25 protein-coding genes and 2 pseudogenes are annotated in these 26,263 nt (G+C 71.5%); 10 read left to right on the forward strand and 17 right to left on the reverse strand.

Annotation, left to right across the window (positions count from 1 at the left end):
* Positions 1-176: 176 nt before the first annotated feature.
* Entirely contained in the window at positions 177-1,400 is a 1,224-nt protein-coding gene (locus ACWDAK_RS35730) for a serine/threonine-protein kinase (protein WP_427395812.1), read from the reverse strand.
* A 761-nt stretch (positions 1,401-2,161) separates the two neighbouring features.
* On the opposite strand from ACWDAK_RS35730, the gene ACWDAK_RS35735 reads away from it, so the two are divergent.
* Positions 2,162-2,743, forward strand: coding sequence for a DJ-1/PfpI family protein (locus tag ACWDAK_RS35735; RefSeq protein ID WP_427395813.1), 582 nt, complete (start codon positions 2,162-2,164; stop codon positions 2,741-2,743).
* Between the two features lie 529 nt (positions 2,744-3,272).
* On the opposite strand, the gene ACWDAK_RS35740 is transcribed toward ACWDAK_RS35735, so the two are convergent.
* Complete coding sequence (locus ACWDAK_RS35740) at positions 3,273-3,461, reverse strand: hypothetical protein (RefSeq protein ID WP_344641431.1); 189 nt, start codon at positions 3,459-3,461, stop codon at positions 3,273-3,275.
* Positions 3,462-4,293: 832 nt separating this feature from the next.
* Positions 4,294-4,572: a hypothetical protein gene (locus ACWDAK_RS35745; protein WP_427395815.1), complete on the reverse strand. Its 279-nt coding sequence runs from the start codon at positions 4,570-4,572 to the stop codon at positions 4,294-4,296.
* Between the two features lie 40 nt (positions 4,573-4,612).
* On the opposite strand from ACWDAK_RS35745, the gene ACWDAK_RS35750 reads away from it, so the two are divergent.
* From ACWDAK_RS35750 to ACWDAK_RS35765, 4 genes are all read left to right on the forward strand, one after another.
* On the forward strand, positions 4,613-5,677 hold the full coding sequence (locus ACWDAK_RS35750) for a PP2C family protein-serine/threonine phosphatase (protein ID WP_344641429.1): 1,065 nt from the start codon (positions 4,613-4,615) through the stop codon (positions 5,675-5,677).
* Positions 5,678-5,935: 258 nt separating this feature from the next.
* The gene (locus ACWDAK_RS35755; RefSeq protein WP_427395816.1) at positions 5,936-6,451 is read left to right on the forward strand and encodes a hypothetical protein; all 516 of its coding nucleotides are present in this window, start codon (positions 5,936-5,938) and stop codon (positions 6,449-6,451) included.
* A gap of 110 nt (positions 6,452-6,561) precedes the next feature.
* Positions 6,562-7,875, forward strand: a complete 1,314-nt coding sequence (locus ACWDAK_RS35760; RefSeq protein ID WP_344641427.1) for a sensor histidine kinase — start codon at positions 6,562-6,564, stop codon at positions 7,873-7,875.
* On the forward strand, positions 7,872-8,588 hold the full coding sequence (locus ACWDAK_RS35765; protein ID WP_344641426.1) for a response regulator transcription factor: 717 nt from the start codon (positions 7,872-7,874) through the stop codon (positions 8,586-8,588). The genes ACWDAK_RS35760 and ACWDAK_RS35765 overlap by 4 nt, the downstream gene beginning before the upstream one ends.
* A 209-nt stretch (positions 8,589-8,797) precedes the next feature.
* On the opposite strand, the gene ACWDAK_RS35770 is transcribed toward ACWDAK_RS35765, so the two are convergent.
* The 5 genes from ACWDAK_RS35770 to ACWDAK_RS35790 form a co-directional block, all read right to left on the reverse strand.
* Positions 8,798-10,030 carry a hypothetical protein gene (locus ACWDAK_RS35770; RefSeq protein WP_427395817.1) on the reverse strand — a complete coding sequence of 411 codons (1,233 nt, stop codon included), beginning with the start codon at positions 10,028-10,030 and terminating at the stop codon, positions 8,798-8,800.
* Positions 9,997-10,257, reverse strand: a complete 261-nt coding sequence (locus tag ACWDAK_RS35775; protein WP_427395818.1) for a hypothetical protein — start codon at positions 10,255-10,257, stop codon at positions 9,997-9,999. Before ACWDAK_RS35775 ends, ACWDAK_RS35770 begins: the two co-directional genes overlap by 34 nt.
* 45 nt (positions 10,258-10,302) lie before the next feature.
* Positions 10,303-11,028 (reverse strand): AAA family ATPase, encoded by a 726-nt coding sequence (locus ACWDAK_RS35780; RefSeq protein WP_427395819.1) that lies wholly within the window; start codon positions 11,026-11,028, stop codon positions 10,303-10,305.
* 512 nt (positions 11,029-11,540) lie between these two features.
* Complete coding sequence (locus ACWDAK_RS35785) at positions 11,541-12,440, reverse strand: aldo/keto reductase (RefSeq protein ID WP_427395820.1); 900 nt, start codon at positions 12,438-12,440, stop codon at positions 11,541-11,543.
* The gene (locus ACWDAK_RS35790) at positions 12,437-13,327 is read right to left on the reverse strand and encodes an NAD-dependent epimerase/dehydratase family protein (RefSeq protein WP_427395821.1); all 891 of its coding nucleotides are present in this window, start codon (positions 13,325-13,327) and stop codon (positions 12,437-12,439) included. Before ACWDAK_RS35790 ends, ACWDAK_RS35785 begins: the two co-directional genes overlap by 4 nt.
* 113 nt (positions 13,328-13,440) lie before the next feature.
* On the opposite strand from ACWDAK_RS35790, the gene ACWDAK_RS35795 reads away from it, so the two are divergent.
* Complete coding sequence (locus ACWDAK_RS35795; protein ID WP_427395822.1) at positions 13,441-14,376, forward strand: LysR family transcriptional regulator; 936 nt, start codon at positions 13,441-13,443, stop codon at positions 14,374-14,376.
* 224 nt (positions 14,377-14,600) lie between these two features.
* On the opposite strand, the gene ACWDAK_RS35800 is transcribed toward ACWDAK_RS35795, so the two are convergent.
* The 3 genes from ACWDAK_RS35800 to ACWDAK_RS35810 form a co-directional block, all read right to left on the reverse strand.
* On the reverse strand, positions 14,601-14,723 hold the full coding sequence (locus tag ACWDAK_RS35800; protein ID WP_344641119.1) for a hypothetical protein: 123 nt from the start codon (positions 14,721-14,723) through the stop codon (positions 14,601-14,603).
* Between the two features lie 10 nt (positions 14,724-14,733).
* On the reverse strand, positions 14,734-15,711 hold the full coding sequence (locus tag ACWDAK_RS35805; RefSeq protein WP_344641120.1) for a serine hydrolase: 978 nt from the start codon (positions 15,709-15,711) through the stop codon (positions 14,734-14,736).
* A 1,095-nt stretch (positions 15,712-16,806) separates the two neighbouring features.
* A complete protein-coding gene (locus ACWDAK_RS35810; RefSeq protein WP_344641121.1) occupies positions 16,807-17,103 on the reverse strand; it encodes a TetR/AcrR family transcriptional regulator C-terminal domain-containing protein in 297 nt (98 codons plus the stop codon).
* Positions 17,104-17,215: 112 nt separating this feature from the next.
* Here ACWDAK_RS35810 and ACWDAK_RS35815 point away from each other — a divergent pair, with 112 nt between their 5' ends.
* Positions 17,216-17,755, forward strand: a complete 540-nt coding sequence (locus ACWDAK_RS35815; RefSeq protein ID WP_344641122.1) for a DUF1707 SHOCT-like domain-containing protein — start codon at positions 17,216-17,218, stop codon at positions 17,753-17,755.
* A gap of 56 nt (positions 17,756-17,811) precedes the next feature.
* Here ACWDAK_RS35815 and ACWDAK_RS35820 read toward each other — a convergent pair whose 3' ends face one another.
* Positions 17,812-18,843 carry a 2-dehydropantoate 2-reductase gene (locus ACWDAK_RS35820; RefSeq protein ID WP_427395823.1) on the reverse strand — a complete coding sequence of 344 codons (1,032 nt, stop codon included), beginning with the start codon at positions 18,841-18,843 and terminating at the stop codon, positions 17,812-17,814.
* Between the two features lie 76 nt (positions 18,844-18,919).
* Complete coding sequence (locus tag ACWDAK_RS35825; RefSeq protein WP_427395824.1) at positions 18,920-19,741, reverse strand: class II aldolase/adducin family protein; 822 nt, start codon at positions 19,739-19,741, stop codon at positions 18,920-18,922.
* A 580-nt stretch (positions 19,742-20,321) separates the two neighbouring features.
* On the opposite strand from ACWDAK_RS35825, the gene ACWDAK_RS35830 reads away from it, so the two are divergent.
* Complete coding sequence (locus tag ACWDAK_RS35830; protein ID WP_344641125.1) at positions 20,322-21,008, forward strand: hypothetical protein; 687 nt, start codon at positions 20,322-20,324, stop codon at positions 21,006-21,008.
* A 171-nt stretch (positions 21,009-21,179) separates the two neighbouring features.
* Positions 21,180-21,251 (forward strand): annotated as a pseudogene (locus tag ACWDAK_RS35835) (short-chain dehydrogenase); the annotation flags it as partial.
* Positions 21,252-21,331: 80 nt separating this feature from the next.
* Here ACWDAK_RS35835 and ACWDAK_RS35840 read toward each other — a convergent pair.
* Complete coding sequence (locus ACWDAK_RS35840) at positions 21,332-21,907, reverse strand: TetR/AcrR family transcriptional regulator (protein WP_344641126.1); 576 nt, start codon at positions 21,905-21,907, stop codon at positions 21,332-21,334.
* A gap of 227 nt (positions 21,908-22,134) precedes the next feature.
* Positions 22,135-22,251: pseudogene (locus ACWDAK_RS35845) on the reverse strand (alkene reductase); the annotation flags it as partial.
* 240 nt (positions 22,252-22,491) lie between these two features.
* Between ACWDAK_RS35845 and ACWDAK_RS35850 the strand changes: the two are divergent.
* On the forward strand, positions 22,492-23,013 hold the full coding sequence (locus tag ACWDAK_RS35850; protein ID WP_425557863.1) for a MarR family winged helix-turn-helix transcriptional regulator: 522 nt from the start codon (positions 22,492-22,494) through the stop codon (positions 23,011-23,013).
* A gap of 634 nt (positions 23,014-23,647) precedes the next feature.
* Here the strand turns inward: ACWDAK_RS35850 and ACWDAK_RS35855 are convergent.
* A complete protein-coding gene (locus ACWDAK_RS35855; protein ID WP_427395825.1) occupies positions 23,648-24,343 on the reverse strand; it encodes a DUF402 domain-containing protein in 696 nt (231 codons plus the stop codon).
* A 721-nt stretch (positions 24,344-25,064) separates the two neighbouring features.
* Positions 25,065-25,556 carry a hypothetical protein gene (locus ACWDAK_RS35860; RefSeq protein WP_344641129.1) on the reverse strand — a complete coding sequence of 164 codons (492 nt, stop codon included), beginning with the start codon at positions 25,554-25,556 and terminating at the stop codon, positions 25,065-25,067.
* Positions 25,557-26,263: the final 707 nt, after the last annotated feature.

A 26,263-nucleotide genomic window follows, 5' to 3' on the forward strand; every position in this document is an offset into this window, starting at 1 on the left:
CACGACGGCGAGCGGCAAGCTCGCGCTGTTCCAACAGCCCAACGACCGACGGCATCCCCGACCTCCACCGAAGTGACGACACGACACGTCACCACCGCCACGGGACCGCCGACCCTATGCCTGACCAGCGAGAACGCAGCGATCAAGCCCGGAAAGACAACAGCCACTCAGCGCCATCAGCCGGTGGGCGTGGTCGGTGATGGTGGCGAGCGGGCTGGGGGTGAGACTGGCCACCGGGCTGGGGCTGGGAGAGGTGGGGGAGGCGCTGGTGCTCGGGGGCGCCGTGCTGGCGGACGGGGCCGCGAGGTGGCCGGCGTCGGGGGTGAGCAGGCGCGGCACCAGCGGGGCGGTGGTGGTGGCGGCGCCCAGGACCAGGGCGAGCAGCACCGTACGGCGGGTGGTGGTCCGGCCCGGGGCGCGCACGGTGACGGGGTGCGGGCCGACCCGCTGCAGGCCGACCGGTTGCGCGGCAGGGGGTTGCGCGGCGACCGGCTGCGGACCGACCGGTGGCGCGTCGAGCACGGTGGCGCGTCGAGCACGGTGGCGGGTGCGGTCGGCGCCGGATCGGCGGTCACGGGCCCGGCGGTCGGCGCCGGCTCGGTCGGCATCCCCTCGGTCTCCCGGGTCAACTGGGCCAGCAGCTGCGCCGCGGTCGGCCGCTGCGCCGGATCCTTGGCCAGGCAGGCCCGGATCACCGGCAGCAGTCCGGCCGGTACCCCGGTCAGGTCCGGCTCGTCGTGCACCACCCGGAACAGCAGCGCCGGTGCCGGCCCGTCACCGAAGCCGCGGGCACCGGCCGCGAAGGCCAGCACGGCGCCCAGCGCGAAGACGTCGCTGGGCGGCCCGACCACCTCACCGAGCGCCTGCTCGGGGGAGAGGAACCCGGGCGAGCCCATCACCACCCCGGTCACGGTGAGCACGGTGCCCTCCAGGGCCCGGGCGATCCCGAAGTCGATCACCCGCGGGCCGTCGTCGGTGAGCAGCACGTTCGACGGCTTCAGGTCCCGGTGCACCACTCCCGCCGCGTGGATCGCCGCCAGCGCCTCGGCCAACCCCGCGGCCAGCGAGCGCAGCCGGTTCGCGGACAGCGGTGCGGCCTCCCGCAGCGAACCGCCCGCCACGTAGGCCGTGGCCAGCCAGGGCGGTGAACCGTTCGGATCGGCGTCCACCACCTGCGCGGTGTGGAACCCGCCCACCCGCCGGGCGGCCGCCACCTCGGCCCGGAACCGCTCCCGGAACTCGGGCTGCGCGGCCAGCTCAGCCCGGATCGTCTTCACCGCCACCGCCCGCCCGGCGGCGGTGCGGGCCAGGTAGACGATCCCCATGCCGCCTTCCCCGAGCCGCCCCACCACCTCGTAGGGCCCCACCCGCCCCGGATCCCCCACCTCCGACTCGCGCACTGCCACCCTCCCTGAGTCCGCCCAAGGAGGGAGTCTAGGGAGAGAGTTGAGGATCCGTTGGCTCGTATGAAGATCTCCTGGTCAGGGGCAGCAGGACGATCCGGCCGCGGCCGTGGCCCTGTTCGCTCAGGCGGTGGGCGAAGTGGAGACGCTGCTCACCCCGGCCGCCGACCAGCGGCTGCTGTTCTTCATCACCATCTGAACCAGCGTCTGGACCCGGGCACATGTGTAGGTGCGGACATCGGATCACCCCCCGGCCGGGTCCGCCGGGGCCATCGCCGCATTCAGCGGATCCTGGGCTCTCCGGCCAACGGCGCCGAAAGCCACCCACCCCGGCCCCGGTCGGCCCTTCACCCCCGCACCCCGCTACCCAGTCGACAAGGGTGGCTGCGGGGTCGCGTTCGTAGCAGGAGAAGTCGGGGCCGGGCGGGAACCATTCGACCGGCGCAGCAGACTTGTTGGGTGGGCCAGCACTCCCGAAGAGCTATGAGGGCCGGACGTGATGAACGTGAGCGAGGCCGTACCGCTCGTGGGCCCCCGGAGGGGACACGTTCGCGGCCCGCAGGCGCGTCGCGATGCGCAGTCCCTCGCTGTCGGGTGGCGTCGGCTTGGCAGGAGATCGAGCGAGCGATCAGGAGATGGGTCGATGGAGTGCGGGAACCGGCACATCGACGGCCGCGACTGCCGGTCCTGGTTCGGTCGGGACCTTCGCAGCGTCCGCGGCATCCGTGGACGCTGCGCCAACCAAGGAGACAGAGCCGATGCCTCTACGCGTTCAGATCCTCATGTACGACGGGGTGGAGGAGCAGGACTTCATCGGGCCGCGTGACGTTCTCGGTCACGCTGAGCGTGCGGGCGGCCAGGTACAGACGACACTGGTGCGGCCATCGGCTCCTGGCGAGGTGACATGCTTCTTCGGCACCCAAGTCACGGTGTCGGCCGCATGGGAGCCCACCGACACGGATCTTCTGATCGTGCCGGGCGGCGGCGACCAGCTGATCAACGATCCAGATGTCCTACGGGACCTCGTACGGGCACAGCAGGCGGGAGTCATCGTCTCCGGTGTCTGCACAGGAGTCATGGTGCTGTCCGCGGCAGGCTTGACCAAAGGCCGTCCGTGTACGACACACCACCTCGCCAAGGCCGAGCTGGCCGCCCAGGGCGGCAACGTGATCGACGCACGAGTCGTTGACGATGGGAACCTGGTGACCGCGGGCGGTGTCACCAGGGGAATCGATCTGGCGCTCTGGATGATCACCCGCGAGTGCGGAGCGTCCATCGCCACCAGCGTCGAGTCCGTCATGGAGTACGAGCGGCGCGGTGTCGTCTGGCGGAGTTCCTGATCGGCATCGCATGGGAGCATCCTCGCTGGACTCGGCGTGGTGCAGCGGCAGTCTGGGGGCCACCGAAGTGCGCAAGGGTTCGTTGCCAGTCCAACCGGCGCTGCCGTGAGGTGCGGCTTCCCGCTGGGCTGCGGTCCGTGGATGCACCGACACGACAACTGGCGCCGTCCACCGGCACATCCGCAACCCTCCGCCAGTGGAACCCGTGACATCCCCCGCTCTTGACGGGGACTCTATCCGGTCACCCGGGCACACCGGCTGCGGGGAGGCAGACAGCTCGTCCGGGCCGTAGCAGCGTGCTGTCGCGTGCAGCTGGCCCGGGTTCGCATGGAGGTAGTTCACGTACGCGACGGGGAGCGGGACGGGGACGTGCTCGAAGAGCCGCGTGTGGGAGTACGGCTTCGCCGCGGGTTTCCCGCTGGGCGTGGTGGCGCGGGCGGCCTCGGTGAACGCGGACCACGCTCGTCAGTGACGGGAAGCAGGACGGGCCGTCACCGTGTTGTGGTGACGGCCCGTTGCAGTGGGGTGTTCATGCGGCCAGGCTGGTCAGGGCCTGGCGAGCGCGCTGGGTGGCGCGCTCGGCGCGGTTCTTGAGCCGCACCGCGCGGACGAGGCGGTACTCCCTGGCCTCTCGCAGGCGCTCGTCGATCGTCGCCCGGATCGCTTCGAGTTGGTAGGTCATGGTGTTCTCCCCCTGGGCCGGGTGATCCGTCGGCATCACGATGATGCCAGTCCCGGAGGCCCTCCTTCAGTTTCAGATTGTACACCAGAATGCGCGCCACGCCTTTCATTTATCCATTGCCTCGGCAGAGTGCCTTCTGATCGAAGGTGCCGGATGGTCCACTTGGATCCGAGTCCGGCGAGGTGAAGAGCCTGTCCGCGTCAAGCTCGGCTCGACTCGGCGGCTACCCGGGTACCGTCCTCCAGCGTCTACAAGTGGCTTCTGGGGGGTGTCAGATGCCCCTTCCGGGCATGGGGCCGGGCAGGTGTTGAACATCCGGCAGCGATCGCAGCTCGATCCTTCACACTTCCAAGATCCGTACCGCAGGGGCTCGACTCCGGGTGGGAGACCAGCGTCTCCCACGCGCAGACGGTCTCCACCGCCTTCGAAGCGCGGCCGGCCAGCCCGACTCGTGAACACGCTGCAGCCGGGCCCGGTTTCGCTGGATGATCATGCCAGAACGCGAGGTTCGTGAGGCACGGTTCCGTTGCTCAGGACGCTGCTGGCGAGCCCGTTCTCGGGGCCTTCTACCGCCCAAGCTGCTCAGGATCAGCTTCTCCCGCTGGCTCCTGGTGTCGTCTGGGCCAGGTATCCAACGACGGCGAACCGTCCTGGTGATCGAGCGGCATCCGGGCATCCGCTCCGACGGTGACGGCCCAAGCCGCGGAGGCCTGCGGCAAGTTGCCCGCCCGCGAGGTCTCCGGCTTCGCCGTTCTGTGATGCCGATCTTTTCCGTGTCATCCGAAGCTGAGCGTGTGCCTCCGGCGCCATGGACGGCCTGGTCGCGCCCGCTGGCCCGCGTGCCCTGTGGGTGTCAACGGTCGAGCCGTCAATCCCGGTTCTGGGCGTACCGTTCGTCCTCGGTGAGGTCGGGCCACCGTTCCAAGAGGAGCGCAGCACGCTCCGCGATCGTCCACGTCGGCGGCTGGTCCACGTCGGTGTCGATGTACCGCTGGTAGAGCTCGCTGAAGAGCTCCGCATCCGCATCGTCAACCGCAAGCCCTGCAGGCGGCCACGAGCGTGTCCGGAAGATCGTGTAAGTCCGTGATGTGACACGCTGGCCGGGGGCTGCGATCCGGGCGGCGATCGGCCGGGACGGGAGATGCACTGTGAAAGTCCTGCGACCCACGCTGGCGAAGGTGCCGTGGATGCTCGCGGCGCTCGTCCTCGTGGCTGGCGTCCTGCTGGACCGTTTCGCGCCTCAGCCGTACACGGGACTCCCGCTGCTGGCAGCCGCACCGCTCATCGCGGGTGCCACGCTCTCCTTCCGCTCCGCCCTCGCCGTCGTGTGTGTCACGTGCGTGGTCTCGGTGTTGGTGGATGTCGAACGCGGGCGTCCGGCGACACCTTTGCTTGTCGATCTTGCCGTGGTCGGCTTGATCGGCGCGCTGGCTCTAGCGGTAAACCGGCTGATCGTGCGGCAAAGGCGCGATCTGGCGCTGGCCAGGGATGTCGCGGAGGGGGTCCAGCGGGCGGTGCTCCCGGAACCGCCGAGGAAGGTCGGGCCACTGGCCGTGGCTGCGGGGTACACCGCGGCGCAGGCCGAGGCGCGGATCGGCGGCGATTTCTTCACGGTGCAGGAGACGCCGTTCGGGGTGCGGATGATCATCGGCGATGTGCGGGGCAAAGGAATCGCGGCTGTCGCCGCCGTGTCGATCGCGATCGGAGTCTTCCGCCAGGAGGCCGAGTACGCTGCCACCTTGGTCACGTTGGGACAGCGGATGGACGAGGCGCTGACCAGAGAAGCAGCCCGGAGCGGCCCGCTGTCTTCCATGGAGGGCTTCATTACCGCTGTGCTGGCCGAGGTCTCCGCCGACGGCGAGGTACTGAGCCTGGTGAACCGCGGGCATCCGCCCCCGTACCTGATTCACGACGGACAACTCGTGCGGCTCGACCCGACCGTCCCGCAGCTGCCCCTCGGCCTGGGGCTGGATGATCTCACCACTGCCGACTCCGTGCCTGCCGATGTGGTGCGGCTGCCCCCGGGGGCCTCGCTGCTGCTGGTGACCGACGGCGTCACCGAGGCGCGGGACAAGCGGGGGACGTTCTACGATCCGGTCGCCTCAGACGGCATGCGCAGGCGGTTCAGTGACCCCGACGCGGTGGTGGATGCCCTCACCGAAGACGTCAGCCGCTGGACCGAGGGCAAACGCGACGACGACATGGCCATCCTCGTGGTCACCCGGCGCCACCGCGCCCCCCGCGTCGCCTGATCAGGAAGCGAGATCCCACGGCGCCGCCTCGCCACGGGCCTTGGGACGCCGCGAGGCGCCCGGATGCGCCTCGACGAGCAGGTGCCGCACGCTCCCGGGGCCAGCGGCCCGACACGGTCGGCCCGAGGAACGAGCCGGGCCCGGCCCGACGCGCGTGCGGCTCAACCCAGGGGTTGAGCCGTACCCGGTCCACGGTCAAACCAAGGGCCAACCCGTCGGCTGATCCTCCCCAGGACGGTTCCGGGCAGGGTTGCTGCCATGAACACCACGGACTACATCGTCAACGCCATCCTCGTCCTCCTCGTCGTGCGCCAGATCCGGGGCGGCCGGCTGGACCTCACCAGCCTGCTGCTGCCGGTCGTCCTCGTCAGCGCGACCGCGCTCTACTACCTGCGGTCCGTTCCCACCGCGGGCAACGACCTCGTCCTGGAGCTCGTCCTGGCGGGGGCGGGCGCTGCGCTCGGGGCCGCGTGCGGAGTCACCACGCAGCTGTGGCGCCGCGAGGACGGTGTGTACGCCAAGGCCGGGTTCGCGGCGGCGGCGCTGTGGGTGCTGGGCATGGCCACCCGGACGGGCTTCGCCTTCGCTTCCGACCACGGTGCGGGCACCGCCATCGCGGACTTCAGCCGCACCCACCTGATCACCGGTGCCCAGGCCTGGGTGGCGGCCTTCGTGCTGATGGCCCTGTCCGAGGTGGTGGCCCGCCTGGTGGTGATCCGGTACCGCGCCTACCGGCTGAGCACCTCGACCGCTGCCCGCGTGGCCGTCGCGTGAGCTCCACGCCACCGGGCCCCGGAACACCGGGCCGCGGAGCTCCGAGCTATGGGGCGTGGCGCTGCGGAGCACCGGGGTTCGGAGCATCGGGTGCTCCTATGCTGCGCACCATGAGCACAACTGTTCCCCGCGGCCGCGAGACAGCCACCGCCCCACCCGACGGTGCGGACACCGGCGCGGACAGCGCCAGGGTGGCCGAGGCCCGGCGGCGTTCGACGGAGCGCCGGAGGCGCCAGGCCGCCCGGATGCACCAGCTCCTGTGGGTGGTCGTGGTGGTGACCGCCGCCTTCGCCTGCCAGGACCCACCGCGGCCGGGCCTGACCGGCGTACGGCTGGCCGTCACCGTTGCGCTGGCCGGGTGCCTGGTGGCGCTGGTCCTGGCCGCCTGCGAGCGGGGGCCGAGGAACTCCGAGGCCGGCCTGGTCGCGTTGCCCCTGCTGCTGGGCGTCAGCGGCACCGTCCTGGCCGCTCTCCAGCCGGCCTCGCTGATGGTGATCCCGGTCTCCGCCGCCGTGGGGATGCTCTTCAGTCGCGTACGGGCGCGCCTGGCCCTGTGGCTCGCCACCCCGCTGACCGTGTCCGTCTCGCTCATGACCGGGGGCATCACCTCCGCGCACGTCTCGGTTCAGACGGGGCTGGGCTCCGCGCTGCTCTGCGTCGTGCTGGGGGCCTCCTGCTTCTTCGCCCGCCAGGCCGGGCTCGGCCAGGACCGCACCGAACTTCTGCTCGCCGAGCTGGAGGACTCGCGGGAGGCGGTGGCCCGCGCCGCCGCCGTCGCCGAACGCAGCCGGATCGCCCGGGAGTTGCACGACGTCCTGGCGCAGTCCTTGTCGGCGCTCGCCGTCCAGCTGGAGGGCGCGCGCAAACTCGCCGAGCGCGACCGGGTCGACCCGGTGCTGCGTCGACTGATCGTGCGCAGCGGAGAGTTGACCCGGGAGGGGCTGTCGGACGCTCGGCAGGCCGTGGCCGCGCTGCGCGGTGACGATCTGCCGACGGTGGGCCGGCTCAACGCGCTGGTCGAGCGGTGCCGTCGGGACCTCGCTATGCCGATCTCACTCTCGGTGAGCGGGCAGCCGCAGCGTGCGCTGACCGCCGAGGAGAACCTCGCCCTGTACCGGGGTGCGCAGGAGGCCTTGACCAACGCGGCCCGCTACGCGGCAGGGGCCCCCACGGCGGTGGTGCTCCGGTACACCCCGCGGGCTACGGTGCTGACCGTCTCGGACCAGGGCGCGACGGCCACCGCGACCACGGGCGGCAGCGGCGCCGGGGCCGCGTCCGGGCCCGGCACGCCGCCCGCCGATGCCTGGACGGGAGGCGGCAACGGTCTGCGCGGCATGCGCGAGAGAATCGAACGAGTCCGCGGGCGCACCCATGCCGGCCCCACCGCACAGGGGTGGACCGTGAAGATGGAGATACCGGTGTGAAGGATTTCGCGGCCCCGATCAGGGTCCTGGTTGTGGACGACCAGCGGGTGACGAGGGAGGGCCTGACGCTGCTGGTCGGCCTCAACGCAGGCATGGAGGTGGTGGGCGGGGCAGCCGACGGGGAACAGGCCGTGCTGCTCGCCCTCGAACTCCGGCCCGACGTGGTGCTGATGGACCTGGTCATGCCCGGCACGGACGGGATCGCCGCCACCGAGGCGCTACGCCGCCAGGCCCCGGAGATCGGTGTGCTGGTCCTGACCACGTACGCCGACGACGCGTCGGTGTTCCCCGCGCTGCGCGCCGGTGCCAAGGGCTACCTGACGAAGGACGCGGGCGCGGACCAGATCGAGGAGGCGATCCGCGCCGTGCACGGTGGCCGGATCTGGATGGATGCGGTGGTGCAGCAGCGGCTGGTCGAGGCGGTCACCGGAGGCCTGCCACCCGGTCCCGGCGCGGGCATGGACGGCGACCCCACGCCGCAGTCCGGTCGGGCGGCGAGCGCGGCGGAGGCGCTACCGGACGGGCTGACCGCCCGTGAGGCGGAGGTGCTCGGACTGATCGCGCAGGGGCTGTCCAACGCGGAGATCGGCGAGTGCCTGTTCCTGGGCCGCGCCACCGTGAAGACGCACGTCAACCGGATCTTCGCCAAGACGGGCGTGCGCGACCGGGCCCAGGCCGTGCGCTACGCCTACCGCGCCGGCCTGGTGCAGTGAGCGACTCGTGGGCACAGGTGCGATGGGGGAGCCGCACCAGCTGTCCGCCCTCGGGCCCGTCGGGCGGCAGGGCCCGGACCTCTCACACCGGGAGGTCCGGGCCCTGCCGCACCAGTACGCGCCTGGCTCAGCGCCGGCCGCTGCTCCGGCAAACCGGCTCCGCCGTGCTGGTCACCCCGGTGCGCGGCCCACTCGCTCCACGATGGCTGTCACGTCCTGCGGGGTGAGCAGGAGGGCCTGGGCGACCTGACGGTCGCTGTGACCGGCGCTGACCAGCTCCAGCACCCGGTGCTCGGTGATCGACAGGCTAGGAGCCACCGCTGGCGCGGCTTTCGGGCGCACCCCGAGCGCGGCCAACGCCCGGCGTACCCGACCGGCCAGCAGGACACTCCCGCAGGTCTCCGCGAGTTCCAGCGCCGGGCTGAGGATCCGGCGGGCCTGGTCGGCCTCGCCGCTGCGCGACAGGGCGACCCCCAGCTCGTACTGGGCCCGGGCCAGCTCCAGGCGGGCCGGAGACCGCTCCAGCACGGCCACGGCTCGCGCAGGAAGGCTTCCCCGGCAGGGCCGCCCAGGACGACGCCCAGGCAGCGCGACACCACGCCGATCACTCGCTCGGTACCCCACCGGTGGGCCAACTCCAGCTCCTCGGCGGCCAGCCGGAGCGCGTCCGCGCGCTGTCCGAGCGCCAGGTGCAGCAGCGCCGCCCGGGACCGCCAGGGCGTCACGGTCGGATTCGCGACCTGTGCCCGCTTCTCCTGTGCACCGTACTCCAGCAGGACCGCCAGGGCGGCGGCCGGATTGCCCCGCGCCGCGTGCACGCGGCTGCGTACCAGGAGCATCGGCCCCTGCCACAGCCAGCCCGCCCGATCGGTGTCGGCATCCGGCACCAGTACCCGCTCCGCCGCGGCCGGGTCGCACCGCTCCAACAGCGATTCGCCCACCTGGGCCATCATCCCCAGCCGCACCCGGTGCTCCACGCCCTCCCCGGTCGTCGTGGCGGGATGCCCGAAGTCCGGGATGAGCGCGAGCTGTTGACCACGGCGCGCCCGGACCATCAGCTGCCACATCGTCGCCGCCGACAGCATGAGGAACGAGCCCCACCGCCCGCCCACGTCGGCGATCTGGTCGAACCGTGCCGCCGCGTCGTCGAGACGGTCGGTGGTCACGAACGCCAGCCCGGCCAGGCTCACGAGCATCTGCGACTGGTCCATCCCCGCCAGCCCGCCGCGCAGGGCCCGGTCGAGGAGGTCGTTGGTGACCGAGGCGCTGGCGTCCCCGGTGACGGCCGAGGCGGAAAGCGCGGCCAGGACCGCGCACTCACCCGGGGTGTCACCGGCCAGCTTGTGGTCCCACAGCCGTCCGGCGTGCTGCCGGGCCGCGGGGAGGGTGGACAACTGCTCATGACCGATCAGCAGCATCTGGGCCTGCAGGTACCACGACACCTCGCGAGCGAGGGGTTGCCCTGTGTCGCCTCGGCGCAGACCGTGACGAACCGTGGTTCGGCCTCCTGCCCCAGACTCGCCCGCACCAGCCGGGCCACGCTGTCGGCGCCCAGCGCCGGCAGCCCGACCGGAAGGCAGTCCGGCTGTCCGGCGATCTGCTCCAGCAGCGGCTCGGCCTGCGTGCCGCTGTCCGACCGTGCCGCCAGCACCAGCACCAGCACCAGCACCAGCAGCAGCGGCAGACCACGCAGACGCCGCGCCAGGTAGGCCAGCTACCGGAGGGACGGGCCGTCGGCCCAGTGCACGTCGTCGACCACCAGAGCGAGCGGACCGTCATCCGCGACATGCACCATCAACCAGTACAGGCCGTGCAGAACACCCAGTGACGCCTCGGGCGACAGCCCTTCGTCGCCGGTTCCATCCACGCGCAAGGCGTGCGACGCCAACTCCGCGGGGCCCGACAACAGGCGCTCGCGGCCGGCCCGACCGGCCCGGGCCAGTAACGGCTCGGCCAACTGCCGTAGTGCCGCGAAGGCGAAGTCCTGCTCCAGTTCTGCCCCGCTGGCACGCACCACCCGCGTCCCCCGCGCCTGCTCGGCGGCGGCCCAGGCGTTCACCAGCGAGGTCTTCCCCATCCCCGCGCCCGCCCGCACCAGCACCACCGCCCCCTGGCCGGCCCGGGCCGCACCGGCCGCACGTTCCAGTACCGCCAGCTGGCTGTGGCGATCGAGCAGACCGGATCCCGTCGCACCGTCATCGGCAGGCGGCCCCGCCTGCCGACCGGAGCGGCTGGCGGCTAGCAGTGCGGCAGCGTCGGCGTCCGCCAGCCCCAGTGCCGTCGCCAGCAACTCCACCGTGCGACGCTGCGGCCGCGCCCGGCGGCCCCGCTCCAGATCCCGGATCGACCGGGCCGCCAACCCAGCGGCCTCGGCCAGCTCCTCCTGCGTCAGTCCCGCAGCCCGCCGCAACTCCAGCAACATCTCACCGAACGTCGTCACCCACGCACCCCCACAGCGCTCGAGTTTCCGAGATGATCCGTCATCTCCACGCCATCGCAGTCCCATCCGAGGGCCCCGGACGAGACTGTGACGTTGTGTCGGTGTTCAACCACTACTTGCTGGTAACCGAGCAGGACCCTACCGGCTGCTCCCGTCAGCCGTCAGCCGTCAGCCGTCAGCCGTCAGCCGTCAGCCGTCAGCCGTCGCTTCCGCCGCTCGTCCGGCCGGTTAGCAGGCAGCTGCCCAGGAAGGCGCCTTCCGTCCTGACGAAGCCTCCGTCCTGTCGGCTCGTGGGGGAGTGGATGGTGTCACTTGGGTGCCGATGCGCTGTGTCATCAAGTGACGCTCTCCGGTGACGGTCGGGCAGATTCCCGCGCCGTCCCGTGCTGCCTGCCCGGGCTGGTCGGGCGCGGGTGCGGTCCTCCGGGCTACCCAGGGGCGCATCCGGGAGGGCTACCCGCCGGTGGCGGCCGCTATCCAGATCCAGTGCTGTCCACTTCCTGGCCGAAGCGTCAAAGGCGCAGCTTCGCCAGCTCCGCCGCCGACAGCGTGAGTCCGGCCGCCGCAGCCGAGTCGCGGATGGAGGCCGGTCGGCGTGCGCCCGGGATCGGGACCACCACCGGCGACTGCGCCAGGTGCCAGGCCAGGCAGACCTGTTGCGGGCTGACACCATGAACGCGGGCGAGGGCGTGGAAGGGCGTGTCCAGCGCCGGCACGGTGGTCCCCGGACCGTCGACGGCGCTGGGTGAGATCCCGCCGAGCGGGCTCCACGGCAGGAATGCCAGGCCGAGCTCGGTGCACAGGTCGAGGGTGTCCCGGGTGGACGGATGCGCCGGGGAGAAACGGTTCTGCACCGAGACCAGACGTGGGCCGAGGATCTCCCGCGCCGTGTGGATCTGGTCACGGTCCACGTTGGAGAGGCCGACCATCCGGATCGTCCCGGCATCGGCCAGGTCCCGAAGCGCGCCGACCGAGTCGGCGAAGGGGACGGCCGGGTCCGGCTTGTGCAACTGGTAGAGGCCGATCGCCTCCACGCCGAGCCGGGCCGCCGAGGCCTCGGCCGCGCGGCGCAGGTGGCGCGGGTCGCCGTTGACCGTCCACGATCCGTCGCCGGGCCGGCCCCGGCCACCCTTGGACGCCACCAGGACGTCGTCCGAGCCACTGCCGTAGGCGGCCAGCGCGCGGGCGATCAGCCGTTCGTTGTGGCCGAGTTCGTCCGCGTGCCAGTGGTAGGAGTCGGCGGTGTCGATCAGTCGTACGCCCGCGTCCAGCGCGGCGTGGATCACGGTGACCGCCTGCTCCTCGTGCGGGCGTCCCTCGACGGAGAGGGGCATCGCGCCAAGGCCGATGGCACCCACCACGACGCCGCCGACGGTGCGGGCGGCGACGTGCGCAGCCGGATTCTGCCTCATCGCCGGGCCTCCTTGAGGACGTGCGGCAGCCAGTCGGCGATCGACGAGAACCGGAAGCCCAGGTGGGCCGCCCGGCCGGTGTCCATCGCGTAGCAGCGATCGAAGGAGAACGGCGAGACGGGATCGTCCGTCCCGCTGACCAGCGCCGGCTCCATGCCGACCGCGCGGCCGACCGCCGCGCACATCTCGCGTGCGTCCAGCGTCCCGTGCGACGCCGCGTTGACGGGACCGGTGAAGTCCGCCGCTGCGGCCCAGGCCAGGAAGCGGGCGATCTCCGCCTCGTGGACGAAGGACGCGGGCTGCGGCGTGTCGTGGACGACTACCGGCAGGCCGTGCCGGATCCGCTCGACGTAGTGGGCGAGCCGCCCGGTGAAGTCGCCGCCGCCGAGGACGTGTGCGGTACGGACGGCAGCGACGTCGAAGGGGGCCTCCCGGGTGAGCAGTGCCTCCGCCTGGCGCTTGCCCTCGCCGTAGTGGTCGTCCCGGAACCGCTGGTCTTCCCAGGGGAGTTCAAGGTCCACCTGCCACGTCGACGGATCGACGGCCTCCTCCGGGACGGCCTCCCCGCCCGGTCGGCCGAGCTCGGCGTAGACCTCGACCGTGGAGGTCAGCAGGTAGCGCCGGGTGCGATCGGCGAAGGCCCGGGCGGCGATGGCCGCTTGGAGCGGCGTGTAGCAGACCTGGTCGACCACGACATCGAAGCGCCGGTCGGCGAGCGCGGTGCGCAGCGCGGCTTCGTCGTCGCGGTCGGCGCGCAGATGGGTCACGCCCTGCGGCGGGGGCGATGAACCTCGGTTGACGACGGTCACCGCCGCGCCCGTGTCCCGTAGTTCCTCGATCAGCCGTCGTCCGAAGTAGCGGCTTCCGCCGATCACGCATACGTCCATGTCGCGGCCTCCTCCCAGCCCAGTCCGTGTCTTGGTGTCCTCGGCGATCAGTCTGCTCGGCTGTGATCAACAGCGGTAGTGTCCATCGTGACACCTCGTCATTAGGAGAACTGTTGATCGACGTCCAGCGGCTGGCCGTGCTGCGCGAGGTCGCCCGCCACGGCAGCTTCAACCAGGCAGCTCTGGCGCTGCACTGCACACCCTCGGCCGTCTCCCAGCAGATCGCCGCGCTGGAGCGAAGCCTCGGCATGTCCGTGGTCGAACGTTCCACCCGCGGCGTCACGCTGACGGACGCGGGCCGCCTGCTGGTGGAGGCCGCAGACGTGATCGCCGCCGAACTGGCCGACACCCGGCAGCGCATCGACCGACTGACCGCCGAACGGACCGCACTCACCGTCGCCACCTTCGCCAGCGCGGGCCGGCGGCTGCTGCCCACCGCCCTGGCCGGATTCGCCGCCGACCACCCGGAGGTGGAGCTGACGATCCTGGAGGCGGAGCCGGAGGAGAGCCTGCCCGCCGTCCGCGAGGGGCGGGCCGACCTCGCCCTCGCCTACCACTTCGACGGCCCGCCGCCCGCCCGGCCCGGCGACCGGTCCGGCCTGGACTGGATATCCCTCGGTACGGACCCGCTGCGGGTGGTGCTGCCGCGCCGCCACCCGGCCGCGACCCGCTACCGGGCCCGGCCCGAGCCACCGCATCTGGCCGAACTCGCCGACCAGCGCTGGATCCTGGGCTGCCGCAAGTCCGCTGCCCAGCTCGCCCGCCACGCCGACCTGGTCCGCGTCGAGCTGCGGATCTCGTGCACCGCGACGGACTACGACTTCGCCCAGTCACTCGTCCGCGCCGGCATCGGCATCGCACTGATCCCCGAGATCGGCCTGACCCGGCACCCGGAGCTGGTCGCGCTCCCGCTGGCCGAGCCGAGCCCGCGCCGCCACCTGGGCCTGGCCCTCTCCCGCCGCCGTCGCGGTCCCGCCGCACGGCTGGCCGAGGAGCTGGCATCTCGACTCGTCGACCAGGCAGAGGCGCCGGCCAGCCCGGCTTCGTAGACCGCGACTGACGGGCGCCGATCCACGCCCGGTCGACCGCCTCCGGCGGCCCGGGTAGGAGGAACGGCGATCGGCGAGGGGGCGGGCCACAGCGTCCCGCCCCCTCGCACGTCCCCGGCCGACGTCCGGCGCCTACGGCTCGGTCCGCCCGCACGACCTACGGCTCTGGCCGCAGGTCGTGCGGGTGCCGGATCGGCGCGGCGGGCCCGTGCTGCACCAGGTCCTCAATCCGGGCTTCCCCGGAGGACGCCGGTGAGCATCTCGGCGGCGGCCGGGCCCGCCTCGGCGGCCAGCCGGAGGTCGGCCACCGCCCCGCGCACCCCGAGTGCGAGGCCTACCGGATTCATTCGGCGTGCGTCAGTGTGCGACCGGCCCGAACGGCGCCGAGCCGTCGGAGACCTCGGGCGCACCGGTGTCATCGCCGCCGTGGGGAGCGACTCCGGCAGCGTGGCTGGCGGCACCGCCGTTGAGGTCGCGATGCACCACCGACGCGAGCGCCTGGATCGTGTCGATCCCGTACTCCTCGGTGGCGTTGTCCTGGCTCAGGACCGCCATCCGGTAGTCCTTGTCCGCGCTGGTGAAGATGCCCAGGCTGTGCACCCGCCAGCCGTGGGTCGCCCGCGGCAGCCAGCCGTTCTTCAGGTGCACGGAGACCGTGGCCGGCGCTCCGAAGGGGGTGCCCCAGCGCTGGTCGGCCTCCACCTGGCTCATCAGCCCGAGGGCGTACGCCTTCCCCGCAGGGGTGAGCACGTTCGGGTTGTCGGTGAAGACGTCCAGCATCTTCAGCTCGTCGGCTGCGGTGATCTGTGTCAGACCCCAGAAGCCGTCGGCGCCCAGCTGGGTGTCCTTCATCCCGGCCAGTTGCAGGAAAGCCTGGAGGCGGGGCATGCCCAGGCTCTTCCACAGATTGGTGGCCGCAGTGTTGTCGGACGCCGTGATCATCTGCTGGAGGTTCTGGTCCTCCCAGTCGGTCAGGTACCGGTGGTTCTCGTCCTCGGCACGGCGCAGCACGGCGCCCATGATGGTCGCCTTGATGACGCTCGCCGAGTCAAAGTGCACGGTGGCGTGGTCGGCGCAGGACACACCGGTCTTGGCGTCCGATATCGCGAAGGCCACGGTGTCCTTACGGCCCGCCAGGGCGCTTGCGATGTCCTGGGACAGACGGGCTGCCAGCTGGGGGTTGTGCGCGGAGGCGCAGTACTTCGGGGTGCTCCGCGTGGGGCGGGGCGTCGCCTGTGCGGCGGTGGGTACGGCGGACACCAGCAGCGCTGCTGCCGCGCCCGCGGCCAGCCGCGCGAGCGGGCGGCGTATGCGGAGGTGATGGAAAGCTGTCATCAGGAAGGAATCCTTTCGGGAGACGGGCGGAGCCGTCCCAGGAACGAGGTCGAGCGATCCGGTGCCAGGAGCCACCGCGCGCCGTCGGAGGTCGCGGTTCCCCAGCCGTGCGCTGTGTTTCGAGATCACGCGGCTGGTGGCTCGCGTGCCCGGTCGTTGGAGTCCGGTGTCAGGGCATGACAGGCGAAGGGCGCCATCTCGCGTTGGAGGTCATACGGCTCGGCGGTCCGCGATGTCCTGAGCCGATCTGACAGCATCAGGTCAACTCACCGACGGAAAGGGCCTCTTCAAGCTCTCTTCGTTGGAGGTGCGAGGCGGCAGGAGCCGCCCGGGACATGGCACCGACGCCTTGCCCGCCACCGGCCCAGGGGTCTACTCCAGCGTCTGCGACAGCCGGTTGAGGGACAGGCCAACTGCCGCCGCAACGACGAAAGTTGATCCTGTCAGGAAAATGCATCGGTCCACGTTGGCCCCCCAGGTCTGCAACGGCCTCCACCGTATCGGTAGCGAACTCGCTGCACACAGGCGCCCTGTCCGCTACCGGCCCGGTCTCCAAGCTCGCTCAGGGCCGACTCGCCGGCCGCAAGCAGTGTTCCCCGCGTTCCGAGCCTGGAAGGGCCGGCGACCCTGTGGCGGTGGAGAGTGGAGCAACCGGGGCCGGCGGATCTCCGCCCACGATCGGCGTCCTGTGGGCCTGACAGAACCTCAGGAGGGCCGTGGATCCCCCTCAGCGGCCCGCTGGGAAGCACCCGCCGAAGCCGCCGTACCTCGTTGGAAACGCCATCAAGGTGACCGGGACCCCTCCAAGAGCCGGTCGAGCCCCCAGTGAACTTCCCCGCCTGCGCCGCCCATCCGTGGCGGTCGACCGCGCCGATCCGCCCGGACGTGCTCGGCGTGCCAGGGCGGCCTCCACCAACCACGTCCGGAAGCCTGCCCGCCCCACCCACACGCGGGTCAACCACACCTGCGCCGCGCTGAAAGACCTGGAGGACCACGAGCTGGTCGAAGCGCGGGGGAGGATGACTGTCCGGCCCGGCGCGTTGCCGCCGGAACCCGGCCGGAACGAGGACGGTGACGCCGAAGACATCTGGGGGCTCACCGAGCTGGGCCTGGCCGCGGCCGCCGCGCAGGTGACGGGAGACTCGCGGCGACGCAGTCAAGGACGCGTTCCAGCCCGTACCGGAACTGGTCGTCGCGGCTCAGGTGCGGCTGGCGCGCCTCCATCGCAATCTTGGTGAAGATCGGGTACTCCCCGCGCTTCAGTAGCTGCTGGACGTACGGGTAGCTCCGCGCCACCCACTCGGACTCGCTGAGCCCGCTGCGGCGGACCTCCTCGGCCCAGCTGACCTCGTCACGGACGGCACCCTCGACGTAGCCGTTCAGAACGGCCATGAGGCTGAGGTTCTCGAGGGGGCATGGTGGATCCGATCGTGGTCGCCGGGGGGCTGTGGAATCTCGTCCCGCCGCCGGTCCGTGCCCACAAGCGCAGGGGACGGTGAAGGCCGTGGCCGGCGGGTCCGACGGCTGGCCGTCACTGATCAGCGAAGACGACCGCGACACGGCCGTACAGCGCCTGCAGGAGGCGTACGGCGAGGGGCATCTCTCGCACGGGGAGCTGGAGGAACGCCTCCACGAGGTGCTCACCGCCAAGACGCACCGTGCGCTCGTGTCGGCTCTGGCCTCGCTCCCGGAAGATGCAGGCGACACGTCCACGATTGCCGTTGTCAGCGGACGGATCCAGCGGCGCGGCGCATGGCGGGTACCTCGGATCCTCAAGGTCGCGTCCGCACTCGGAAGGGTGCACCTGGACCTGTCCCGGGCGGTCATCGACCATCCGGCGGTCGACATCGAGTTTCAACTCGGCTCGGGCAGCGCCAAGATCACGGTACCTCGCGACGCGATCGTCGACATCGAGGATCTGCGCACCGGGTGGAAGGACCCTCTCTACAGGACCCGGCGGCGCCCCCGCCCAGACGGGCCGAGGATCCGGATCTCCGGGAGCATGGGGCTCGGCCGGTTGAAGATCCGCCACGCGCGGCGTTGAGGCGCACTCGGGGGAGCACTGGTGGCGTCGGTTTCTACTGTGGACCACGACAGGTGTCAGCGGGCCGAGGCGAGTTCGGCGAGCAGGGCGGGGCCTGACCAGTAGCGGGCGGTGCCGGGGGCGGCCGTCTCGGCTTCGCGGACGAGGGTGATCAGGCGGGCGTTGGCGGGGGCGGTGAGGCCCTGGCGCTCGGCCAGGGCGACGATCTCTCCCTGTAGTGAGTCGATCTCGGTCGGGCGAGCCCGCTGGAGGTCCTCCCACATCGAGGAGCGGGCGGCGGCGTCGATCCGCAGGCTCGCCCCCGCCAGCCGATGGAACAGCGCGTCCGGCAGGCCAAGGACGTGTGGCATCAACCCCGGCGCCACCGGGCCGAGCTTGGCCGGCGTCACCCCGGTGGCCCGGAACGCTGCCAGCGCCTCCCGCTGGCAGCGTGCCAGGCACAGCCGGTACGCCCGCTGCCCGACCTGCTCGCGCAGTGGCAGGCCGGAGAGTGCGTTGAGCGCGTTGTTGAGGTTCATCAGCAGCTTCGCCGCTTGGACGGCCGGCATGTCCGGCCGCAGCTCCAGCAGCAGACCGCTCGCCCCGGCCGCGTCGGCGAGAGCGTTCGCGCCTTCGTCGGCCGCCAGCATCAGCGCCCCGCCGCTGCCCTGATGGAAGGCGGCGGGACCGGTCCGCACCACGTTGTACGGGACCATGCCGGCCACCACCCGGTGGGACGGCAGTGCGCTCCGCAGGACGTCCGGGTTGCGCAGACCGTTCTGGAAGCTGACCACCACCGTGTCGGGGCCGAGGTGCGGGGCGAGCTCCCGGGCGGCGGCCGCGGTGTCGGCGGACTTCACCGTGACCAGGACGTAGTCGGCGCCGGCCGCAGCCTTCGGGTCGGCGGTGGTCAAGTCCCGTATCTCGCGACGGGCCTGGCCCGGGCCGGTGAGGGTCAGCCCGTCCGCGTCGATCGCCGCCATCGCGGCCGGCCGGCCGATCAGGGTGACCTCGGCGGTCGCGGCGAGCATGCCGCCGAGATGGCAGCCGATCGATCCGGCGCCGAACACGGCGACCCGGAGCCGGGGCTGGGCAGGGGTGGTGAGCACGGGCTGCTCCGGGTGAAGGCGGGACGGACGGGGGCAGGGAGGGGTTCAGGGGCGGACAGACGGGTGTGGGGGCGGGTCAGTCGAAGAGGTCGGGGTCGGAGACGGTGATCTGGTCCCACAGCGGGCGGGCCTGGAACCAGCCTGCCAGCGAGTGTCCGATCTGGCCGCGGGTGATCAGCGCGGTCTCGCGGTCGATCAGCTTCGGGGTGCCGGCAGCCATCGCCAGCAGCTGCGCCTGGCAGGAGCGCTCCATGGTGATGAACCACCAGACCGCCTCGGCCACGGACTGACCAACCGTCAGCAGGCCGTGGTTCTGCAGGATCACGGCCTTGTGGCCGCCCAGCGCCGCGGCCACCCGCTTGCCCTCCTCGACCTCGTTCACCACGCCCCGGTAGTCGCTGTACAGGCCGTGGTCCTCGAAGAAGACGCAGGCGTCCTGGGTTATCGGATCGAGCGGGATGCCGAGGCTGGAGAAGGCCTTGCCGTACAGCGAGTGCGAGTGTGCGGCGGCGATCGCGTCCGGGCGGGCCGCGTGCACCTGGGAGTGGATCACGAACGCGGCCTGGTTCACCGGCCGGTTGCCGTGCAGCAGGGTGCCCTCGTGGTCGACCAGGATCAGGTCGGAGGCCTTGATCTGATTGAAGCTCATGCCGAACGGGTTCACCCAGAACCAGTTCGGGTTCTCCGGGGCGCGTACGGTGATGTGCCCGGCGACGCCCTCCGAGAAGCCGAACCGGCCGAAGAGGCGGAAGCCCGCCGCCAGCTGCTCCTTCCGGTACTGCCGCTCCTCCTCCACCGAGTCGAAGACCGGCGGCACCGGCAGGGTCACCCCGTCCGGGGCCGGGCCCACGACGTCCGACTGCGCGTACGGGTCGGCGGGGTGGTGCGGTGCGGACATGGCGACTCCCGGGCTGCGGCGGTGGGGGCGGGGCGGACAGAGTCTGCGAACTGGCGAAAACATACTCCAACTTCAGCAAGCAACGATGCAGGAGGTGTTGGCAGCATGGGCAGTTGGCCTCGCTGCGGCGGTCAGGGATGATGCGTTCTCAGTAGGTGATCTCGAGGAGTGCGGTGGCGTGGTCGAAGCGTGAACGGTAGTGGTCGGCGGCGGCGATGTTGGCCCAACCGGCCTTGCGCAGCAGGCCGATGGCGAGGTTGCGCAAGGTGGCGGAAGCTGGGCAGCCGGGCCAGGTCGCCGCATCGCAGCACCGCGCTGCTTCGGCTTCCGCCGAGGGCCAGGCCGTTGACCCACCGACGCGGTCGTACCTCCTGTGTGCCGCTCCCGTCCAGTTGAAGGTCTCACCCGAGCAGCGTATGGACCGAGGTCCAGGCGCGGGGCTGTGCCGATCGGCACATTCGGGGCGTGCCGCTGGGCGGAATACGTCCCGATCGGCAGATGGTCCGTCTGGGGCCCTGGCAGCGAGGCTGGTGGGCAGTGAGACGGCGGCCACCGGGGCCGCCGACGAAGGGAGTTCACCGTGTTCCGCGCCTCCACCGCCCGGACCTTCGGCGCCGTGCGCCGACCCCGCCGCCTCGGCGTCGCCGTGACGAGCGCCGGGCTGGCACTCGCTACGCTCACCGGGGTCACCGCGGCATCCGCTGCCGACACCGCCGAAGCTCGCGGCTCGAACCGGCCCGCGCAGCTGGCGAGCGTCACCGGCTCGGGACGCATCTTCTACGCCTTCGCCGCCGCCGACGAGATCCGGTTCAGCATCGACGCCCAGGCCGCCCCCTACACCCGGCGCTTCCCCGACGTCCCCGCACTCAAGGAAGGCCTGCCCACCGACGCCCGCGGCACCGTCCGCTTCTCGCACCGCGATGCCGCAAGCGGGAACACCTACCATGACGAGGCCGCCGTGGACTGCCTGGTGACCGGCGACCGGGTCGCCACCCTCACCGCCGTCGTCACCAAGTCGGAGGTCGGGAACGTCGGCCAGCGGATCGGACTGAGCGTCTACGACGGCGCCACCAAGGACACCCCCGGCCACAGCAATGACCGTCTCGGCTTCTCCTGGGGTGTCGTCAACCTCGACGTGGACGCCCACGGCCACCCCGTGCAGCCGGTGGTCGGCACCTGCATGGCGCCGGCCCCGTTCGCCCCGGTCGTCCAAGGCGGCTTCACCGTCCACCACGCCGACCTGCTGACCCACCCACCGACCCGCTGACCCGAAAGACCTGTGCGAACCACCGGCCCGATCCCCGACACCGGGGGTCGGGCCACTCCCGGGTACGCCCTCTCACGAGGCTGCGTGCCGGCGCCGATGGCCGCAGCGCGCCACCAGTGCACCTCCTCCCAGGTGGTGTTGCAGAGCCGCCGGCGGCAACGCGGGCATCCACTCGGTCGGCTCGGCGAGCCGGAGGACATCGCCGATGTGGTGGCCTTCCTGGCGGGTCCGCAGAGCCGCTGACTGACCGGCCAGATCATCGACGTCTCCGGCACCTACCTCGGCCCGATCGCGGCCGGGTGATCCGCCGCCCGCCGCCCGGGCTATCGGCCTGTTTCGTAGCGGAGGCCGTCGAGGAGCAGGTCGAGGAGGCGGCCGGCTCGTTCGCGTTGGGCGGGAGTGCTGGTGATCAGTGAGATGCCGCTGAGGCTGAGGCCGACGTCGAGGGGGTCGATGTCCGAGCGGAGGAGACCGGCTTCGGCGCCGGCGTGCAGCAGGGTGTCGATCGCGGTGCGGAGTTTGTCGAGGGTCTCGGCGAAGGGGTCCGCACCGGAGGCGACCGCGGCCCGCAGGGCGTCCGCCATGCCGTGCTTGGCGGCCAGGTAGTCGATGAACCTGTCCATCCACAGGCGCATCGCCCTATCCGGCGGGAAGTCGGCCAGCAGCTCCGCGACGCTTTCGCAGACCCGGGCCAGCTCGTTGCGGTAGGCCGCCTCGATGAGCGCCTCGCGGGTGGGGAAGTGGCGGTAGAGCGTGGCCGAGCCGACGCCCGCGGCCTTGGCGATCGCATCGATCGCAACGTCCGCGCCCTTCTCGGAGAAGGCGCGAACGGCCGCTTCGAGGATGCGCTCCCGGTTGCGGCGGGCATCGGCACGCAACGGGCTCGGGCGGGTGGTCAAGGCTGCTGCTCCCTTCGTCGGGGGATCAGTCTACTTGGACAATCGGGGAGCTCCCCGATTGCTGTGCAGTTAATCGGGGAGTTCCCCGGGTGTGGGTCAATGCGGGTTGCGCTTGACGGGAAGAACCCTTGACGACCAGCAAGAAGACGGTCCTGATCACCGGGGAACTGCTTGCGCAGCTCCAGGGTCAGCTCCCGGTCCGGGCCTTCCAGCACGTGCAGGTAGGCCAGGCCGGTCGGCTCCGCGCCCAACCCGAAGGCGCGGCTGCGGGTCATCGGCGCCATCACGACGCGGCTGGCCAGGCGCTTGCCGCCCAGGACGATCGGATCGAAAGCAGTGGTCATGGTCCTTCCTTCGGGGGAAGCGATGCTCCGCGGTGCGGCACTTCCTGACCAACGCCGAGTAAATACCTGCTCGAACAAGTAAACGTGATGAAGCCGCTCCCCGGGAGTAGTGTGACGCACGCCATGTTCCTCTATCTGCCCGTATGTGCCACGCGGCCAGAATGCCCCCGACAAGCAAGCGAATCAGAAGGTAGAATCAAGCTGCTTGAGCAGGAAAGTGAGGAATAGATGTCGCAGTCCATGTCGAAGGTCGGGAAGAGTCCCGCGGGAACGGGTCAGGAGGCGAGCGTCCCGGTGCCGGCCGCAGCCGGCGGCGGGCCGATCAGTCACGCGATCTTCCGCCTGGCCCGCCTGCACCGCATGTTCGCCGGACAACTACTGCGCCGCATCGGCCTGCACCCGGGCCAGGAGCTGGTCATGATGCACCTGTGGGAACTCGGCGCACAGCGCCAGGCCGACCTGGTGCGACTGCTGGACTCCGACGCCGCCACCATGACCCGGACCGTCCAGCGCCTGGAACAGGCCGGTTTCGTCCGCCGCCGCCCTTCACCCACCGACAAGCGCGCATCACTCATCGAACCCACCGCGGCCAGCCACGCCCTGCGCCGGGAGGTCGAGCAGAGCTGGAGCCAGCTCGAGGACCTCGTGACCGCGGGCCTGACCGCCGACGAGTGCACTGCGGCTCTGGATACCCTGGAGCGCCTGGAGCGGAACCTCGTACAGGCCGCCGCCGACCCCGCACGCGCAGACACGGAGCGGTAGCGCCTTCTGCGGGAACCAAAGGTGACCAGTTGCCCGGCGCAGCAGCTGGATGGCGGCCGCTCGCCGGAACCGGTCGACGCAGCGAGGACGGGTGCAACACCGGGTGCAACGCGCCCGCTCCTAACGGGATTCGGCGCATCGATGCCGGTCGGGGCCGCAACACGGCGGCCGTGTTCACCGTGGCTCATGCACCTGCGCCTTGCAGGTGGCTGGCCGCTGACAGAACCTGGCGGTCCGGCTGAAGGTCACCGGCCGGGGTGCGCAGGTGGTGGCGGACCTGTGGATGGCCGCTGTGGGGAACCCGGCCACCACCGAGATGCTCGCCACCGTCCCGGTCGGCGCCGCCCGCATCGAGGACCTCATCCAGCGCGGACCGGCCCGCGCCGATCTGACACCCGCTCGGCGACGAGAGCCGACGCGCGTGCCGGTGCAGCGAGCTGTAGGGCGCAGTACGGCGAAGGGGCGGGCTGGTGCAGCCCGCCCCTTCGATCGCTGTTCTGCCTTCCCGGGCCGCCGAACGACTGCCCCCGGCAAGCCCGCGATCAGTCAGTGCCCGCACCGCACCGGCGGACGCGGGCAGGTGACCTACCGTCCGGCCCGGCTGCGGAGCCAACGGGCCAGCCATCCCGGCGGTCTACAGCGCCGCCCGGTCGGCTCCGTCGGGTAGGACGGGCAGCGGCCAGGCCGCGTCCGGCGCCCAGGTGGGCCACGGGTCGGCGAACGGTCCGGCCCGGTCCTGGAGGAGGCCGAGAGCGCGCTGACGTGCCTGCTCGACCAGACGGTGGTCGGCGTCAGTGATGAAACCGAGCCGCCGTCCGTGGGCGTACTCGTCCTCGTCCTTGAAGACGTAGCCGGACAGGTCGGGCTCGACCACCAGGTCGACGAGCAGGTCCAGGGTGTCGATCCCGATCCGCGTCCGGACCGCCGGGCGCTCGAAGTTCACGTACAGGCGCAACGGCTCGCCGCTGTCCGGCTCCTGGAAGTAGTGCAGGGAGAACATCTCCCCGGCCTCGAAGCGGGCCCGGACGACGGTGTGCTGCCAGGCCCACGGGCCGAGCTCCCAAATGCCGGCCGCGAGATTCTGCAGGCCGCTCTTGCGGACGGCGTCGTCGCCGGTGCGCAACGCGGTGGTCCAGGTGGTCGGGGCGAGGGAGCGGATGCCGGGCCAGTAGCCGAGCTCCAGCACCGTGCCGGTGTCGGCCAGCGCTCGGTACGGCTGGGCTGACCACACGCGGCCCGCGTGAATGTCGCGGTGCACCACCGTGGCGCCGGGCGCGAAGCGAGTCCCCGGCGCCGCCGGGGCGGTCACCGCCGGCCCCACGTCGTGCACGCGGGCTCGTGCCAGGTCGTCCGGACGACCATCCCGTCGGGCGTAAGGTGCTCGCTGGACCAGGTCCGGCAGCACCCGCCGCCCGGCCGGGCCGGAGTCGGCGGCCTCACGGCGCGGACCCGAGCAGAAAGTGCAGGGACGGCCGATGTGGCGGGACGGCAGCGTCCGGTTGAGGAAGTCGTCATGCCGTAGGCCATGCCCGCCCCGGCGTCCCGCCGAACCCCGCCGCCACCCGAACAAGCCAGCCCCGCAGCTAACCGGCCGCTGGCCTGCACCGACACGGGAAACTCACCAGGGCAGCGGCAAGACCCACCACCGGAAGTCAGCGGAGGTGGGGAAGCCGACTCGACTCCGACGGCGAGCTCCTTGAGATCGTGCAGCACGTCGCCGGCGTCAGGGGTGTGTGGCGGCGGTACGGCGTCGACGACGGCGTGCACAACCAGGGCCTGACCGGACGAGGGGCCTCCATCGCAGACGCACTCGGATGGACACATCGAGGAGGCGGCCACGGCCCGGCGCCAGCGACTCGGTCCGGCGTCGTGGTGACCGCGATCGGAGTGCGGGGCTCGTCGGATCGGCGGCAGGCGCCATCGCTCGCCCCGTACCGCATGCTCAGAGCCGAAGCGGCGGCCCGCCGTGCCGACGGGCCGCCGCTTCCGCTTGCGTGCTTCCGTCAGGGCTGCGAGCCGGGGTCGGCCGGCAGCCCGGACGGATGGGTGGATCAGGGGTGGTAGCGCTGGGCGATGGTCGTGATCGCACCGGCTTTGTTCACCGTGATCACGTACTGGTTGTTGCAGGAGGAGGGCCAGTGGACGGCACTGCGGTTGCTCTTGCAGGTGTGGACGCGTCGGAGAAGGTCGGTCAGGCTCACCTTCTCCTCGTGGACGCCGTTGAGCAGGGTGGCCTTGGCACCGGGCGCGAAGTGGAACTTCGTGGGCTTGCCCACCGGGGCGAAGTAACCGTCGTCGAAGCCGCAGAAGTACTTGGTGTTCCGGGCGGTCAGTGACCTGCCGGAGGGGCTCGCGTCAATGGCCTGGAGGACCCGCAGGTGGTACGGGTTACCCCCGCAGTCGGCCGTCGGCGCACCCGCCGAGATCGTGCCACCCGAGCGGGCGGGCTGGGGGGCAGCCGACGCGGTGGTCGTGCCGAGCGCGGTCAGGGTGAGGGCCGCACTGGCCACGCCGGCGGCGGCGAAGCCGAGATGACGCATCATCAAGAAGTCCCCTTGAAGTAAGTTGGGCGCCCACGGCGGAGCACCTCACTTCCTTGAACGCCGCGGGCAGCCCTTCGCGTTGCACCCCGGATCCAATCTTTTTCATCGCGGACCCGGTGTAGTGCGCACCCGCCGCGCCCATCTGGCACCCGCTGGACGGCGACAGCACTCGGTCGGGCGGGGAGTGTGGGCGAGCGACGGCACCAGGAACCGGCCATCCCGGCCATCCCGGCCATCCCGGCCATGCGGCCGAGGCGCAGCGGCTCACGGAGGAGCTGCGCGCGATGATCGGGGGTCCATGCCGTCGTGCTGACTACGCCACAGGAACCTTCCTCCCGGCGCCCGGCGATGAATCAACTCACGTGTTACAGTCGGTAGTTGGATGCCCCTGCAGACAGCCGGCGCCCGGAATCAGGACGTTCGTCTTTTCGAGGCGCATGACGCTCCCCGGCCAGGTCGCGGGCATGTATGCCGTAGGTCTTCTGACGGAACATCAGCCATGGTCTCGGTCGAGACGGCCTGCGCCCGCGCGAGCAGCGAGAGCGCCCGTGCGGTCGACGTCGGGTCTTCGGCTACGGCCGGCCCTAACGCCGCGGCGGGCCGCTCCGGGGGTTAGGCAGTGTCCTGGCGATCACGAGCGAAGCCAGATGACGAGTGCGGCTGCGGTGACGGTGCCGAGGTAGACGTAGCCGCGCTTGTCGAATCTG

This window comes from Kitasatospora sp. NPDC001175, from assembly GCF_053598215.1.